The following is a 14,500-nucleotide window of genomic DNA, read 5'->3' as shown; positions in this document are numbered from 1 at the left end:
CCATGGAAATTCGAGAGGCCACCGAGAACGACATCCCGACTATCCGGTCGGTCGCCCGCGAATCGTGGCGGAGCGCGTACGCCGACGCGGTGCCCGAATCCGTCGTGGAGGACGCCGTCGCGGCGTGGTACGCCGACGAGACGATGACCCGAATCGTCGGCGACGACGAGCAGGTGTGTCTGGTGGCGACCGACGAGAGCGAGGCCCAGAGCGCCTCGGAAGACGCCAGCGGAGAGCGGAGCGAACCGCGAGTCGGCGAAATCGTCGGGTTCGCGCACGGAGCGACCGACGACGGCGAGGGCGACATCCTGCGACTCTACGTCCACCCCGACCGCTGGCACGAGGGCATCGGGACCGCCCTGTTGGAGGCCATGGAGGACCGACTCACCGAGATGGGCGCAGAGCGGGTGCAGGCGATGGTGCTGGCCGACAACGAGATGGGCAACGCCTTCTACGAGTCCCACGGTTTCGAGAAGACCGACGAGGCAGAGACCCAACTCGACGGGACCACCCGCACCGAGAACGTATACGCGAAGGCGCACTGACCGACTCCGTCGCGGGCGCTGCGTCACTCCGGCGCGCGCCGACGCGAACGCGCACCGTCGCGCCGCGGCCGGAATCCGTTCCGTCCGGTCTTGCACGCCGATGAAATTTCCGCCGCGAGCGCAGCAATTTCTGCCGGTATTCGCACCGGTTATTTTTCGTGTAGATACATTCTTTCGGCGCATTATACGGTCGAAGCAATGATGTGGCTCTGCGTCGGAGGTCCGATAGTTGTGTATGTCCTCCGAAAAATCGACTGAGGCCGACGACAGGCGGTTCGAGACGCTCTCGGTGACCTACGGCGAGGAACCCGACCTCTCGGGCGGGATGGGCGACGTGACCTCGCCGATTCACCTCGCTTCGACCTACGCGGTCGAGGGCATCGACATGGACACCGCGCTCGAAGATTTGGACCCCGACGCCGACGAGTTCCTCTACACCCGCCTCTCGAATCCGACTCGCCACGCCGTCGAGAAGCGGGTCGCGGCGCTGGAGGGCGGCGACCACGCGATGGCGTTCGCGTCGGGCACCAGCGCCATCGTCTCGACCGTAATGGCCGTTGTCGAACCCGGCGACCACGTCGTCGCCTTCGAGGACCTCTACGGCGGGACCAACACGATGCTGAAGGAACTGTTCCGCGACAAGTTGAACGTCGCCGTCGATTTCGTGGACGCGACCGACCCCGAGGCGGTCCGGGCCGCCGCGACCGACGAGACCGCCCTGCTCTGGATGGAGACGCCGACGAACCCGCTTCTCAGGCTCTGTGACATCGAGGAGATGGCCGAAATTGCGGACGAGTGCGACGCGCTGCTCGGGGTGGACAACACCTTCATGGGACCGTACTTCCAGCGTCCGCTGGAACTCGGCGCGGACGTGGTGGTCCACAGCACCACGAAGTACATCAACGGCCACAGCGACTCTCTGGGCGGCGTGGCCGTCCTCTCGAACGACGAGTACGCTCGGGAAATCGGCTTCCTCCAGCAGGTCGGAATGGGCAACGTGATGGCGCCGTTCGACGCCTACATGGTCCTGCGCGGCCTGAAGACCCTCCCGCTCCGCATGCGCCAGCACGAAACCAACGCCGCGGAGGTCGCGGCCTACCTCGACGCCCACGAGGCGGTCTCGGCGGTCCACTACCCCGGTCTGGAGAGCCACCCCCAGCACGACCTCGCCGACGACCAGATGGACGGCCACGGCGGCGTCCTCTCCTTCCAGATAGACGGCGAGTTGGCGGACGTAGAGCGGTTCGTCGCGGCGCTGGAGGAGTTCACCCTCGCCGTGAGTCTGGGCGGGGTCGAGAGTCTGATAGAACACCCGGCGAGCATGACCCACTCGCCGCTCCCGGCCGACGAGCGCGCGGACCTCGGCATCACCGACACGCTGCTCCGGGTCTCGGTGGGCGTCGAACACCCGAAGGACCTCGTCGCGGACTTGGAACGCGGATTCGAGGCGATAGCGGACGCCGACGACGCCGACGAATCGGAGAGCGCCGACGCCGAGACGCCCGAGAGCGACGACGCGGCCGGGACCGAGGACGCGGCGGAAACTCCGGTCGGCGACTGAGCGCGACCCTCGCGAGCGGCGTCGATAGCGCGCCGCGCCGTTCGCTCGGGCGCCCCGCGTCAGTCGCCCCCGTCGTCTCCCGACTCGCCTTCGGTATTACTGATGACGACCGCCTCGCGCACCTCTAAAGCGGTCTCGAACTCCTCGCGGCGGTCCTCGCGCTTGCCGACCCGGAGGAGTTGCTCGGCGTGAGCGCGCGCGACCGCCTCGGCGGCCCGGCGCGACCACCCGCGCTCGTCGCCCACCTCGTCCCAGAACCCGTCGGGCGCGAGGAAAATCTGGCGCACGTCGTCGGCGTGGACCCGTTCGTACCGGCGGCGGAGTTCGTCGGCCCGGGGTTCGACCGCCCGGCGGGCCTCGGCGACGAGGTCGGGCACGCGCTCGCCGCCCACGCTGGCCTTCGCGGCCGTGAGGACCAACACCTGCCCTTCGATGGGATTGTCGGCTGTCATGGTCGCGGTCGGTCGCCGGACCCGTCTTCCGCCGGGGTCATCCGCCCGCCCGCATCGCCTTCTGGGAGAACTTCTCGACGAGTCCGTCGAGCGCGTCTTCGTCGCCCTCGAAGACGACCGTGACCTCGGTCAGCGTCACGGACGGACCGACGCTCACCTTCTCCGAGGAGACGCTGGCCCGCCACTCGTCGGCGAACACGTCGCCGTCGCCCTCCGGGTCGCCGCCGGCTATCTCGCCGCCGAGGTTCGAGAGGTACCGCCGAGCGAGTCGCTCGGAGATGCCCCGATAGGACTTCTCGACGCGCATCTATCGTCCTGCGTCCGGCGTGCGGTTTCGGCCGCGGTCCGCGTCCGGCGCGCGCCCTGACTCGCCCGCACCGCCCGCGACCGGCGGGAAGACGCTCAGCGTGTCGCCGTCGGCGAGCGGCGTGTCCGCGCCGTCGATGTGGACCACGTCCGTGCCGTTCTTCATGATGGACAACTGGGGCCGGAGGTCGCCGTCCTCGAACACGTCGAGACCGTACTCGTCTGTCAGGTCCGCGAGAACCTCGCCGACGGTGGTGCCGTCGGGGTACTCGCGCTCGACGGTCTTCTGACCGACCGCCTCCCGGAAGTTGGCGAAGAAGCGAAGTTCGAGAGTCACGTCACCGTCTTGGGACCCCGCGAGCATAAATACTCATGCGTCGCGCCTCCCGCGACCGCTCTCGCCCGGGTCGCCCCCGCGAGGGGTCGCGCGGTCGCGCTTCCGACGCCGACCGCCGACCGAGCCGGCGAGCGTGCCGAGGGCCGCCCCGGCCGCCGTGGTCCCGACCAGCGCGAGCGGAACCGAGACGTCTCCGAGGACCGCCGCCACCGCGTCGGGTGCGAGCAGGAGCGCGGTGGCGTCCGCGCCGAGCGTCGCGGCGGCCACCGCCGCGGCGCCGTGGCGCGCGCCGGAGTCCCGGCCCGCTCCGCCGAGATACCCCGCGACGGACGCGCCGAGCGGAACCGCCAGTAGCGTCGCCGCCGCGAACGCGGTCACGACGGCGTCGGGGACGCCCACGGCGAACGCGAACGCGGGGGCGACCTGCGGAGCGAGCGCGAGGACCGCACCGGCCGCGACCGCGCCGCCGTCGAGCCAGCGGTCGCTGTGTTGGCGGGCTTTCGCCCGTCGGACGCGAGCGAGCGCGTCGGCGTCGTCGTCGGTCATGGCGTCGTTCACCGTTCTATCGTCCCGGCCGGATGCCGTCGCTCACGAGGCGCGCGTGGCGCTCGCGGTCGATGCGCTCGCCGAGGTCCTCGTGATCGTAGAGCTGTCGCATCAGCGACCCCATCAGGTCGCGCCACGCCATCGCGTAGATGGGCGACTGACCCCACGCCCGGAGTTCGGCCACGAAGTCGTCGTACTGCTCCCACCGGTCCTCGAAGCGTTCGAGCGCGTCCACGACCGCGCCGGCGGCGGCCTCGTCGTCCTCCTCGGCGACGACCCGGTTGAGCCGCTTCTCCCACCCTTCGACCGCTCGATGCATGTCGCGGGCGGCGTCCTCGCCGTCGGCGGGGAGCGACTCGGTGATGGCGTCGGGAACTGTCAGCGAAATCTCGTCCATGTCCGGGCTTTTGCCTTCGCGGCTGAAATAGCTACGGTCGGTGAGAGGTCTTGTCGGGCGTGGTTCGGTGGTCGGCGCACTCGGTGTCGGTCGTGCAGCGGGCGCGGTACACGCGTCGCAGGGAACTATGAATCTATGTTTCCGGTGCCTAAATACGGCTTAGAGACAGCTATAGATTCTTCACCCGCCGAGTCGAACGAACATGTTCGTACCGAGTTATTCCGCGCCAGAGCGCGTAGTCTCGCCCATGCAGAGCGACGCACGGACCGCCGAGACGACCGGCGAGGGGAACGAACCCGCGGAGCAGACCACCGACGAACGCGAGACTACCGCCGCGACTCCCGACGAACGCGAGACCACGGTCGAGGTCCGATGTACCGGCCACGTCAGAACCGCTATCGGGGAGTCGAGACTGGAGTACACCTTCGAGGGGGCCACGCTCCGGGCGTTCCTCGACGCCTTCTTCGCCGAGTACGACGTGAAGGACCTGCTCCTCGCCGAGACGGAGGACGAGGCGACCACCCGCGGGTGGGCCGACCCGCCCGAGGACCTGCCCGGCACGTGGCGCAAGAACCCCGAGGGCGAGCAGACTCGGACCTACGCCCGCGTGCTGGTCGACGGCCAGTTCAACGAACACCTCGCCGGACTCGACACTCGCCTGCGAGACGGCGACCGAGTCGGCCTGCTCTACCCGTTCATCTTCTGTTGCTGACATGGGTGCGGGCGTCGTCACGCGGTGGTCGCGGCGGTTCGTCGCCGCGAGCGCCGTCTTCCTCGTCGCGTGGCAGGTCGGTGCGCTCGCCGACGGTCTCGGGGCCGCGAGCGCCGTCGCCGTCCCGCGCCGGACCCGGGTCGTCCTCGCCGTCTACGGGTTCGTCCTCCACGCCGTCTTCGGGAAGGCCTACTCGCTGGTCCCGTCGTACTTCGACCGGTCGCTCGCGCCCGTTCGCGCGCCAGCGGTCCACTTCCCGCTGACCGTCCTCGGCGCGATGGGTCTCGCGGCCGCGCCCCTCGCCGGCGTCCCGGAACTCGCCGGCACGCTCGGCGCACTCTCGTGGAGCGCGGGCGTGACGGTCTTCGTCGCCGCGCTCGCGTGGACCGTTCGCGACAACCCGACCGGCCGCGAGACCGGCACCGGCGGCGCCAACGCCCACCGCCGCGGGGTCGACCGCCTCGCCAACGCCTTCGTTCCGGTCGTCCTCGCGTACCTCGCCGTCGGAAGCTACGCCACGCTCGCGAGCTATCTCGGACTCCCCGGCTTCGAGACGCTGGCCGCGGCCCGGACCGCCCACCTGCTCGCGGCGGGCGTCGCGGCGCTCCTGATATTCGCGGTCGGGTTTCGGCTCTTCCCCCGCTTTCTGGTCGCCTCGCCGCCCCGACCGCTGGTCGGCGTCGTCCTCGCCGCGGGCGCGGTCGGTCCCGCGGTCCTCGCCGCGGGTCTCTACCGGGAACCGCTCTTTCGCGCCGGGGCCGCCCTCGAAGCGCTCGCCGTGGTCGGGTTCGCGCTGGCCTACGCGCTCCTGTTCGCGCGCTCGGAGCGCCGCCGGGTCGGCTTCTACGCCGTCCTCTCGGGGGCCGCGGCGGGCGTCTGCGGCGTCTCGCTCGGTCTCGGCTTCGCGTTCGCTAGTCTCGCGGCCTCTCCGGCGCTGACAGCGGTCCACCTCCGACTCAACGTCCTCGGCTTTCTGGGGCTCACCGTCGTCGGCGCGACCTACCAGTTCTACCCGCCGACGGTCGGGCGCTTTCCGGGCGCCTCGGACCGGTCGGCGCTCGCGTCGGTCGCGCTCCTCGCGGTCGGCCTGCTGGCGGAACTGGGCGGCGCGCTCGCGGACTCACCGCCCGCCGTTCTCGCGGGTCGGACGAGCGCGCTCGCCGGAGCGCTCGTCTTCGCGGGTCTCGTCCTCGGCGTCTTCGCCGAGCGGTAGCCCGCCGCCCGGTCGCGCTACTCGGCGTCGAGTCGCTTCGCCATCTGGACCTCGTCCACGAGTTTGCCCTCGACCTCGTAGTGGTCGTCGCGGGTCGCCTCGCGCTCCCAGCCGTGTTCGTCGAGCATGTCGAGGGCCGCCTCGTTGGTCGCCGGGAGGCTCTGATACACCTTGATGCAGTCCTGCTCGGCGGCCCACGCGATGCCGCGTTCGAGGAGCGTCCCGCCGATGCCCCGCTCGCGGTACTCGGGCGTGACCCCGACCGTGAGTTCGGCGGTGTGGCTCCGGGCCGGAAGTTCGAACCCCTGAACGTGGACCCAGCCGACGATTTCGCCGTTCTCGGACCGTCCGCCGGCGTCCTCCGACCCGCCCTCGGGTCGCGTCTCGGCCACGAAGAACATCCGCGACTCGCGCTCGTTGAGTCGAATCAGCGCGCCGTCCCGCTCTATGGCGTCGGCGACGCTCTCGTCCACGACGATGGCTCCCTCGTCGGCCACCGCTCGGATTCGGTCGGCGATCGCCTCGCGGTCGTCCTCGTCGGCGGGCCGAATCACGTACTCGAACTCGTCGGTCTCGTGGGTCTCTGACTCCACGTCGGGCGAGACGTAGAGTCGACCGTCTCGCTCGGTCAGCGGACCCGAGTCGAGCAGGTCGTCGATGTACTCGTTCGACTCCGCGACCGAGAGTCGGGCCGCCGACTCGGTCCCCGACCGCGGCGGCTTGGCCCCGTCGGTCTCCTCGACTCGGACCTCGTCGCGGACCTCCTCGCGGGTGGCCGACCCGTGGCGTTCGACGTACCGGTAGATGCGACTCGCCACGTCGGTCTCGAACTCCAGTTGCGGTGTCGCCATATCGGTCTCCGGTACGCCGCCGACCACCATGATTATTGAGTCGGTAAGCGGGCGTATGTAGCGGATACGCGCGAGAATTTATCCGCAAGCGAGTGAAAATCGTACCGAACTGTCGGTGTACGAACCGTCTCTCTGGGCGTTCGAAACGCCGTCCGGGCGACCGGTCTCGGACAGGTCTCGCCTACTTCTCCTCGACGTGCCGGACGGTGGTGGCGATACCGCGCGTGCTCTCGGCCATCTCCGGGCCGGACATCTCGGCGCGGCCGATTGCGAACGCCTTCGGTCCCTCGATTACTACCTCGTCGCCGACGCGCACGTCGTCGTCGGCGTCCACGACGCCCGGCGCGAGGACGCTCCCGTGGGGCGCGAAACTGTCGATTTCGACGCGCTTGGTCGGGGCGTCCGACTCGACCCACCGGCGAGCGCCCGCGAGGGTAAACGACAGGACGCCGTACTGGGGCACCATCGCGGCCAACTGCTCGCCCTCGGAGTCGTGGACCCGGAGCTTCGGATAGCGGGCCTCGGTCCGAATCTCGTCGAACAGGGCGTCGCCCGCGCCCGCCCCGAACTGGTAGTCGGCGATGGCCCGGACCGTGTTGTGCTGGCGCTCGCGCTTGCCGTACTTGAGTTCGCCGTCGAGCGTCCGCATCAGGTTGCCCAGCGATTCGGTCGTCGTGGGGTGGTCGGAGACGGTGTACTCGAAGTCCATGCCGAGTTCCGCCTCGACTCGCTCGCACACGTCCCGATACCCTTCCGGCGGGACGTGGGCGATGACGCGGGGGTAGTCGTTTCGCTCCAAGTAGCGCCGCAGGACTTCGGCGACGAACTGCTTCTCGTCCTCGGACCACCGGCCCGTCACCACCGAGTCGTAGTGCTGGGCGGGGTAGGTCAGTTCGAGTTCCTGCGGGACGACGCCGATGGGCGAGGTCATCGACACCGTGTGGCCCCGGAACTGGATGGCGTCGTGGAACTGGCCGTGGCTCTGGGACTCGCTGTAGGGCTTGGCGGCCGAGCAGGGCACCAGCACCAGCGGGTTGTCGAACCGACTCTCGTAGCGGGTCGTCACCCGGTCGGCGAACCGCTTGATTTCGACGCGCTGGAGGGTGTCCTCAGTCGCCGCCGAGAGTTCGGTGTCCCGGATGAGCGGCGTGCGCTGTTCGAGGTACGACCACTGCTGGTCGAACTCCCGGAACGCCGCGGTCAGCCACTGGTCGTGGCGGGCCTGTCCCTCGATGTAGTCGCGGAGTCGGCCCGCCCGGATGCGCTCGCGGACGATTCCGAGTTCGGCCCGGAGGGCGTTCTCGTTGTGGGCGGCGCAGTCCTCGCGCGTGAACTCCGAGACCGGTTTCTGACAGGCCGGGCAGGCGCAGGGGAGTTCCGAGAGGTCCTCGAGGAAGTGGCGTCCCTCGCTGGTCAGGTACTCGCCCTGCGTGCCCGCGACCACCGCGCGGTCGGCGTCCACCAAATCAACGCCAGCGTAGACCAGCGTGGCGACGTTCGCCGGCGTGGCGACGCCGGGCAGGTAGAGCGCGCTGTCGGCCGGGACGGACTCGCGGGTCTCGACGATAGCCTCTCTGAACCCGGCACCGTGGCCGACGAACCCCTGCGCGCCCGAGACGACGTAGGCGTCCGCGCCGTAGTCGTCGGCGGTCTCCGGCGCGACCACTGCGGCGCTCGGGTAGTCCACGTCGGGGTACTCGACCGCGAACGAGTCCATAACCTCCTCGTCGGTTCCGCTCGGGAACCCGCGGTGGGGCAGAATCGTGAGTTCGTCGTCGCTCCCCTCCGGAACCTCCCGGTCGGCGGTCCAGAGGCTTCCGGCGTCCGCGAGAAAGTCGTCCGCGATGGCGGGCGTCGTCACGGGGTCCGCGAGGCGCAACTCGGCGATTCGCGCCGGGCCGTCGCGCTCGTGGACCTCGAAGTAGTCGGTCATACCTCCGGTTCGGGGGCCGAGGGGCAACTATCTTGCGAGACGGACCTACTCCCCGTCGGGGTCGTTCTCACCGGTCTCATCGCCGTGGACCGCGTCCACGGTCAGCGCGTTGGCGACGAGGTTGCCGTGGCCGCGGCGAAGTCGCTCCGAGAGCGCCTGATGGGAGATGTCGAGTCGCTCGGCGAGGTCGCGCGCGGAGGCCCCGCGGGGCACCTCGTAGTAGCCGGTTTCGAGCGCGGTCGTGACCGCCTCGTACTGTTCGGCCGTCAGGCCGTGCCGGCCGCCACCGTCGTCCCGGCCTTCGAGTTCGTGTATCTGCTCGACGTCGGCCCGGAGTTCGCGCTCCCGACAGAACTCGTGGGTCTGGGAGACCGCCGCCCTGTCCGAGAACAGGATGCGGAGGTGCCACCGGTCGTCGCGGCCGCGGGCCTTCAGCACCGCGGCCCCGTGTTCGGTCATCGAGTGGAGCAGGACCTCGACCGACTCGACCCACTCCATCTGGTAGAACCGGCCGTCCGGCAGGTCGGTGAGTCGCCGCTCGTTCTCGACCGACGGGTCGTCGGCGAGCGCGTCCTCGAACGCGTCCAAGTCCTCGCCCGCGGCCCACACGAACGGCATCACCCGCCCCTCGTCGTGAGCGACGACGCGCTCGGCCTCGACCGCCACGTCGGGGACGCGCGGGAGCGTCTCCCGGAGCGCGAACTCCTCGGCCGGAATCGCCAGTTGCGCGATGGTGCTCATGCGATGGCGTACCACGAACGCACGGATAGTGCTTGTAGCCGATTGCTTGCCAGTGACGGGACCGCGTGGCGATTCGGTCCGCTCGCGCCGAAGACGCTATTCACCCGACGTGAAGTGTACGGGAAAATGGAGTCCGATGTTCACTCCGCGAGGTCCGCCACGTCCACGCCCTCGGGCACCAGCGCCAGCGCGCTCTCGGGCCAGTCGTGGTGGGCCAGCGTGAACTCCGTCTCGGGGTTCGACGCCGCGAGGCGGGCGACGCCCTCGGCGGCCGACCGGTAGCCCTCGGCGTCCATGCGCTCGGGAACCTCCGCGGTCAGCGGGTAGGTCTCCGAGAGGTGACGGGGGAACGGCCCGAACGGGGCGACGACCCGCCACGACTCGTCGTAGCGGTCGCTCGGCCCGCCCTCCGTGAGCAGGACCCGGTCGCCGGCGTCGAGACTCAGCCGTTCCAGTCGGTCCTGATGGCGGACGACCTCGGGCCGCCGGGCGCTCTCGCCCGAGAGGTAGAAGAAGGCTCCTTTCGACACCGAGTCCTCGCGCTCCAGTTGCTCGGCGTGGGAGACCAGCGCCCGGTAGCCGTCGAGCATCGCGGGGTGGGCGCGGGCGCGGGTCTCGACCAGTTCGAGCAGGTTCCCCGACCGCAGGGCCTGCTTGACGGTCCGAATCTCGCGGAACGTGACGTGGAGGTTGTGTTCGGCCAGCAGTTCCTCGCGCTCGCGGTCGTCGAGGCGCCGCAGTTCCGCCGGGGTGTGGTCGGCGCAGACCGGACACGAGCAGGGGAAGTAGTCGAGGTCGTCGAGTTGTTCGGTGCCCCGGACCGTCAGGTAGCGGTCGTCGCGGGCGTAGAGAGCGTACGCCGCCGAGTCGAACAGGTCGCACCCCATCGCGACCGCCAGCGCGAACATCATCGGGTGGCCCGCGCCGAAGAGGTGGACCGGCGCGTCCGCGCCGAGGCCGCGCTTCGCTCCGGCGACCACGTCCACCATCTCGGCGTATCGGTAGTCGTTCATCAGGGGGACCACGGCACCGACCGGGAACACGTCCAAGTCGGAGGCCTCGGCGTGGCGACCCGCCGCCTCCCGCAGGTCGGGGTAGGTCGAACCCTGCACGGGCGCGTTGACGAGCATCTCGCCGACCTCGACCCCTTCGGCGACTTCGAGGCGCTCTTGGGTGGTCGCCAACTCGTCTTCGGCCTGCTCGCGGGGCACGTCCGGCGGCGTCGGGATGTCCACTGGCGTCCCGATGTCGCTCCCCACCTCGTGCTGGAATTGAAGGATTTCGGGCGTTGTCACGTCGATTTCGCCGTACTCGGCCAACTGGAACGACCCCGAGTCGGTCATGATGGCCCCGTCGAAGTCGAGCACGTCGTGGAGGCCCCGGTCCAGCGCCGCCTCGCGGTAGTCGTCGCTCCCGTAGAAGATGTAGGAGTTCGTGATGAGAATCTCCGCGCCGAACTCGGATTCGAGTCGGGAGGGCTCGACGGTCCGAACGTGGGGGTTGATGACGGGCAGGAGCGCCGGCGTCTCGACGGTGACGCCCGCGCGGGGGACGTCCAGTTCCCCGATGCGACCGAGTCCGTCTTGGTCGCGTATCTCGAAGTGGTCTCTGGTCATTGCGGTGGGATAGCCGGACAGCGGGGGTAAGGATTGCGTTCTCCTCCGGTTTCGGAGCGACCGGTTTTTCCACGGACGTTCCACTTCCGCTCGGACGCTTCGCCGACACAGGTCGAACAACGTATATGAGTCATGAATGATACGTACCGGTATGCCGAGTCGAACGCTCACCTTCCGCGGGGGAGCGCGGACGGCTATCGGGTTCGTCGTCGCGTTCGCGCTAGTCCTGACGGGAGCGATGCCGGTAAAGCGGGCCGTGTCCGACGCGTCGGGTCCGGTCACGCTTGCGTTCCGGGTCTCCGTGTTCGTCGTACTGGCGGGAATCGCTCTGGTCGCACTCCGGCGGGAGGACGTCGAAATCGCCGACCTCGGACTGTCGTCGCGCCACCTCCCTCCGGCAGTCGTCGCCTTCGGCGGCGTGTGGGTGGCGCTGAACCTCCTCGGCGTCGGAGCGGCCGCGGTTACCGGTAACCCGTGGGGTCTCGGCCTCCTCCGGGAGACCACGCCCGTTCTCGTCGCGGGTCTTCCGGCACCGCGAGTGACGACGCTGCTCTTTTTCTTCCTCGCCGTCGGGATGGTCGAGGAGTTCGCGATGCGGGGATACTTCCAGACGAAAGTCGTCGCGCTACTCGGCGACGACACCCGGACTCGCGTCGCACTCGGAATCCTGACCGCGAGCCTCGTGTTCGGCCTCGGACACGTTCCGAGCGCGCTGGTTGCCGGCGCGTCCGTGCGAGGAACTCTCTCGGCCGTGGCGCTGAGCGCGGCCTCGGGAGTCGCGTTCGGGGTGCTCTACGAGACCACGCGGAACCTCTACTTCGTGGGTTTCCTGCACGGACTCGGCGACACGTGGCCGCTCGTCGTCGATTGGATGGATTGGTCGGGGAGCGCGCTCGGCGCGTTTCTGTTCGGTATCGCGGTCGTCTACTTCGGAGCGGCGTTGGTCTATCGCTACTGGGCGCTCGACACCGACCTGACGCCGGCGATTCGGCGCCGGGAGTCGAGTCGTTCCGCCGCCACCGGGAGTGCGGTCCCGAGGGAGACTCCGAAGTCGGAGTCCGAGTAACGCCCCGAAACAGCCGCTACTCCTCCGCGGTTCCGAACGCCTCGTAGTACAGCAACCCGAGCGTGGTCCGACCGTCCCGCGTTTCGCGCTCGGCGATATGTTCGCGCAACTCCTCGACGGTCGTGGTATCGACCCGAATCGACTCGTTGTGGTCGAGTTCCTGTTCGGCGGTCGGCGTACACCCGCGGGCCACGAAGAAGTGGAGCAGCGCGTTGGCGATGCCGTTCGCGGGTTCGACGCTGGTCAGGAACTCCACGCGGTCGGCCTCGTGGCCGGTCTCTTCCCGGAGTTCCCGGCGGGCCGCGGCCGCGCGGTCCTCGTCTTCCGGTTCCATCCCGCCGACCGGGAGGCTTCGGTTCACTCGCCGGACGGCCTGTCGCCACTCCTCGATGACGACCACGTCGCCGTCGGGCGTGAACGGGAGGACGACGACGCTCGGGGACTCGTCGAGGTAGTCGAACTCTGTCTCGGTGCCGTCGGGGAGGCGGACCGCCTCGTTTCGCACGTCGAACCCGGGACAGGAGTACGCCACCGCCGAGTCGAGCGTCTCCCACGCGAGGGGGTCTGCCGGGTCGTCGTCGGTCGGTGGAGCGTCGTCGTCGGTCGATGGAGCGTCGTCGGACATGCGCGGGCGTTCGCTGGCGGAGCGGAAAAACCCGACCGTTCGCGCACGATGCGCCGGTCGTCCTCGGGGCGCGACCGTTTGGTCTTGCTCTCGTCCGATGTTCGTTTCTGTTTGTTTCTCCCGAGCACCGTCGACTCTCCCGGACTCTCCGCGGATTCGTCCGCGTATCCGGTCAACTCCGAACCCTTGGGTGATTGATACTGACTGAAGATGACTGCTTTTGCGGAAATTTTAAGTTACCACTGGGTATGTTTATGAATGTCCATGGAAGACAACCGTTCACGGACGAGACGACGCTTCATCACCGCCGCCGGTGCGACCGGCGTCGCCGCGCTCGCGGGCTGTAGCGGCAACAACGACTCGAACGCGACGACGACCGACGGCTCCGGCGGCACGACCGTCGGCACCACCATGTCCGGTGGCGAGATGGCCGACAAAATCGTGTTCTACAATTCCGGCGGACTGAGTTCCGACCCCGGGACCAAGAAGAACATCCAGCGGTTCCAGGACGAGACCGGCATCAAGGTCGAAGTCAACGAGGTCCCGTGGAGCAACCTCAAGACGAGCCTCACGACCAACTGGCGCAACCAGAGCAGCCAGATAGACGCGTTCAACGGGCCGACGTGGTGGCTCGCCGACTTCGTGAACGCGGGCTGGATCGAACCGCTCGGCCTCCCGGACGCTCACATGAACAAGTTCCCCGAGAGCCTCCGGAGCCTCGTCACCTTCGACGGCAAGACGTACATGGCTCCCCAACTCGGCAAGTGGGGCACCTACCTCTACGACAAGAAAGTGCTGTCTCAGGCGGGCTACGACGCGCCGCCGGACACGTGGGACGACGTCCTGAAGATGGGTTCGGACCTCGGCTCGGGCAACCGGTCGGCGTTCGGGTTCACGTGGGCGAACAAGGACGTGTTCATGTTCAAGCAGTTCCTCTATCAGGCGGGGAGCCAGCTGTTCGACGACAGCAACAAGCCGACGTTCGTCGAGACCGGCAAGAAGGTGTTCAACGACTTCCTCCTCCCGCTGCGCGAGCAGGGTCTCATCCCCGACGGGACCTCCAGCATGGGCGAGGGCGGCGTCGGCGACACGTTCATCGCCGGGAACCTCGCCACCGTCGAGTCGTGGACGCCGCTCGGTTCCCGCGTGCTGGGGTCCGAGGGCTGGGACGAGAGCCGCCTCGGGAGCGCCAAGCCCCCGAAGGGTCCGTCCTCGCGCGCCACGTTCCAAGACGCGAACGGCGTCGCGGTGTCGGCGTTCTCGAAGCGCAAGAAGGCCGCCAAGAAGTTCGCGAAGTTCATGTCCACGACCGAGTCGTCCAAGACGGACATGCTCGTCGAGGGCAACCCGTCGGTGGTTCCCGAGGTGTACGAGTCCTCCGAAGTGAAGGAGAAGTACCCCGCCGACCTCGTCGAGGACATGAAGTTCAACCTCGAAAACGCCAAGAGCGAGACCTACCTCGCTCAGCCGCAGGTTGACAACTTCCTCTCGAACCAGATCACCCCGGCGCTGCTCGGCGACAAGGACCCCGAGAAGGCGCTCAAGACGGCACGCGACAACATCGTCGGACTCTACCAGGACATCGGCGTCCTGTGAACG

General features: G+C 68.8%; 15 protein-coding genes and 1 pseudogene. 6 read left to right on the top strand and 10 right to left on the bottom strand.

The window, feature by feature from the left end; all coding sequences use genetic code 11:
- Positions 1–2: 2 nt before the first annotated feature.
- Positions 3–545 (top strand): GNAT family N-acetyltransferase, encoded by a 543-nt coding sequence (locus tag M0R89_RS03505; protein ID WP_248651184.1) that lies wholly within the window; start codon positions 3–5, stop codon positions 543–545.
- A 235-nt stretch (positions 546–780) separates the two neighbouring features.
- Positions 781–2,106 carry a trans-sulfuration enzyme family protein gene (locus tag M0R89_RS03500; RefSeq protein WP_248651183.1) on the top strand — a complete coding sequence of 442 codons (1,326 nt, stop codon included), beginning with the start codon at positions 781–783 and terminating at the stop codon, positions 2,104–2,106.
- 59 nt (positions 2,107–2,165) lie between these two features.
- Here M0R89_RS03500 and M0R89_RS03495 read toward each other — a convergent pair whose 3' ends face one another.
- The 5 genes and pseudogenes from M0R89_RS03495 to M0R89_RS03475 all read right to left on the bottom strand — a co-directional run bounded on the left by M0R89_RS03495 (position 2,166) and on the right by M0R89_RS03475 (position 4,144).
- Positions 2,166–2,558 carry a DUF8048 family protein gene (locus tag M0R89_RS03495; protein ID WP_248651182.1) on the bottom strand — a complete coding sequence of 131 codons (393 nt, stop codon included), beginning with the start codon at positions 2,556–2,558 and terminating at the stop codon, positions 2,166–2,168.
- A gap of 37 nt (positions 2,559–2,595) precedes the next feature.
- The gene (locus M0R89_RS03490; protein ID WP_248651181.1) at positions 2,596–2,865 is read right to left on the bottom strand and encodes a MoaD-like domain-containing protein; all 270 of its coding nucleotides are present in this window, start codon (positions 2,863–2,865) and stop codon (positions 2,596–2,598) included.
- A 69-nt stretch (positions 2,866–2,934) separates the two neighbouring features.
- Positions 2,935–3,201: pseudogene (locus M0R89_RS03485) on the bottom strand (ubiquitin-like small modifier protein 1); the annotation flags it as partial.
- A 33-nt stretch (positions 3,202–3,234) separates the two neighbouring features.
- Positions 3,235–3,759 (bottom strand): hypothetical protein, encoded by a 525-nt coding sequence (locus M0R89_RS03480; RefSeq protein WP_248651180.1) that lies wholly within the window; start codon positions 3,757–3,759, stop codon positions 3,235–3,237.
- 4 nt (positions 3,760–3,763) lie between these two features.
- Positions 3,764–4,144, bottom strand: a complete 381-nt coding sequence (locus M0R89_RS03475) for a DUF7971 family protein (RefSeq protein WP_248651179.1) — start codon at positions 4,142–4,144, stop codon at positions 3,764–3,766.
- A 247-nt stretch (positions 4,145–4,391) separates the two neighbouring features.
- On the opposite strand from M0R89_RS03475, the gene M0R89_RS03470 reads away from it, so the two are divergent.
- Positions 4,392–4,856, top strand: a complete 465-nt coding sequence (locus M0R89_RS03470) for a MoaD/ThiS family protein (RefSeq protein ID WP_248651178.1) — start codon at positions 4,392–4,394, stop codon at positions 4,854–4,856.
- 1 nt (position 4,857) lies between these two features.
- Positions 4,858–6,069 (top strand): hypothetical protein, encoded by a 1,212-nt coding sequence (locus M0R89_RS03465; RefSeq protein ID WP_248651177.1) that lies wholly within the window; start codon positions 4,858–4,860, stop codon positions 6,067–6,069.
- A gap of 17 nt (positions 6,070–6,086) precedes the next feature.
- On the opposite strand, the gene M0R89_RS03460 is transcribed toward M0R89_RS03465, so the two are convergent.
- The 4 genes from M0R89_RS03460 to tgtA form a co-directional block, all read right to left on the bottom strand.
- Positions 6,087–6,920: a GNAT family N-acetyltransferase gene (locus M0R89_RS03460; RefSeq protein WP_248651176.1), complete on the bottom strand. Its 834-nt coding sequence runs from the start codon at positions 6,918–6,920 to the stop codon at positions 6,087–6,089.
- Between the two features lie 181 nt (positions 6,921–7,101).
- Positions 7,102–8,853 carry an archaeosine synthase subunit alpha gene (gene arcS, locus M0R89_RS03455; RefSeq protein ID WP_248651175.1) on the bottom strand — a complete coding sequence of 584 codons (1,752 nt, stop codon included), beginning with the start codon at positions 8,851–8,853 and terminating at the stop codon, positions 7,102–7,104.
- A gap of 45 nt (positions 8,854–8,898) precedes the next feature.
- Positions 8,899–9,594 carry a helix-turn-helix domain-containing protein gene (locus M0R89_RS03450; RefSeq protein WP_248651174.1) on the bottom strand — a complete coding sequence of 232 codons (696 nt, stop codon included), beginning with the start codon at positions 9,592–9,594 and terminating at the stop codon, positions 8,899–8,901.
- A gap of 140 nt (positions 9,595–9,734) precedes the next feature.
- Complete coding sequence (gene tgtA / locus M0R89_RS03445; protein ID WP_248651173.1) at positions 9,735–11,210, bottom strand: tRNA guanosine(15) transglycosylase TgtA; 1,476 nt, start codon at positions 11,208–11,210, stop codon at positions 9,735–9,737.
- A gap of 151 nt (positions 11,211–11,361) precedes the next feature.
- On the opposite strand from tgtA, the gene M0R89_RS03440 reads away from it, so the two are divergent.
- Positions 11,362–12,276, top strand: coding sequence for a CPBP family intramembrane glutamic endopeptidase (locus tag M0R89_RS03440; protein ID WP_248651172.1), 915 nt, complete (start codon positions 11,362–11,364; stop codon positions 12,274–12,276).
- Positions 12,277–12,292: 16 nt separating this feature from the next.
- Here the strand turns inward: M0R89_RS03440 and M0R89_RS03435 are convergent, their stop codons facing one another.
- Positions 12,293–12,901, bottom strand: coding sequence for an NUDIX hydrolase (locus tag M0R89_RS03435; protein WP_248651171.1), 609 nt, complete (start codon positions 12,899–12,901; stop codon positions 12,293–12,295).
- A gap of 264 nt (positions 12,902–13,165) precedes the next feature.
- Here M0R89_RS03435 and M0R89_RS03430 point away from each other — a divergent pair, with 264 nt between their 5' ends.
- Positions 13,166–14,497: an extracellular solute-binding protein gene (locus M0R89_RS03430; protein ID WP_248651170.1), complete on the top strand. Its 1,332-nt coding sequence runs from the start codon at positions 13,166–13,168 to the stop codon at positions 14,495–14,497.
- Positions 14,498–14,500 lie beyond the last annotated feature (3 nt).

Origin of the sequence: Halorussus limi (genome assembly GCF_023238205.1) — an archaeon.
GTDB lineage: Archaea > Halobacteriota > Halobacteria > Halobacteriales > Haladaptataceae > Halorussus > Halorussus limi.
The sequence above is the reverse complement of the archived record's forward strand: the minus strand, read 5'-3'. Positions and strand labels throughout refer to the sequence as shown.

Coding starts and splice junctions, on each gene's coding strand:
- M0R89_RS03505 (WP_248651184.1), top strand. CDS start 3: ATGGAAATTCGAGAGGCCACCGAGAACGACATCCCGACTATCCGGTCG.
- M0R89_RS03500 (WP_248651183.1), top strand. CDS start 781: ATGTCCTCCGAAAAATCGACTGAGGCCGACGACAGGCGGTTCGAGACG.
- M0R89_RS03495 (WP_248651182.1), bottom strand. CDS start 2,558: ATGACAGCCGACAATCCCATCGAAGGGCAGGTGTTGGTCCTCACGGCC.
- M0R89_RS03490 (WP_248651181.1), bottom strand. CDS start 2,865: ATGCGCGTCGAGAAGTCCTATCGGGGCATCTCCGAGCGACTCGCTCGG.
- M0R89_RS03475 (WP_248651179.1), bottom strand. CDS start 4,144: ATGGACGAGATTTCGCTGACAGTTCCCGACGCCATCACCGAGTCGCTC.
- M0R89_RS03470 (WP_248651178.1), top strand. CDS start 4,392: ATGCAGAGCGACGCACGGACCGCCGAGACGACCGGCGAGGGGAACGAA.
- M0R89_RS03465 (WP_248651177.1), top strand. CDS start 4,858: ATGGGTGCGGGCGTCGTCACGCGGTGGTCGCGGCGGTTCGTCGCCGCG.
- M0R89_RS03460 (WP_248651176.1), bottom strand. CDS start 6,920: ATGGCGACACCGCAACTGGAGTTCGAGACCGACGTGGCGAGTCGCATC.
- arcS (WP_248651175.1), bottom strand. CDS start 8,853: ATGACCGACTACTTCGAGGTCCACGAGCGCGACGGCCCGGCGCGAATC.
- M0R89_RS03450 (WP_248651174.1), bottom strand. CDS start 9,594: ATGAGCACCATCGCGCAACTGGCGATTCCGGCCGAGGAGTTCGCGCTC.
- tgtA (WP_248651173.1), bottom strand. CDS start 11,210: ATGACCAGAGACCACTTCGAGATACGCGACCAAGACGGACTCGGTCGC.
- M0R89_RS03440 (WP_248651172.1), top strand. CDS start 11,362: ATGCCGAGTCGAACGCTCACCTTCCGCGGGGGAGCGCGGACGGCTATC.
- M0R89_RS03435 (WP_248651171.1), bottom strand. CDS start 12,901: ATGTCCGACGACGCTCCATCGACCGACGACGACGCTCCACCGACCGAC.
- M0R89_RS03430 (WP_248651170.1), top strand. CDS start 13,166: ATGGAAGACAACCGTTCACGGACGAGACGACGCTTCATCACCGCCGCC.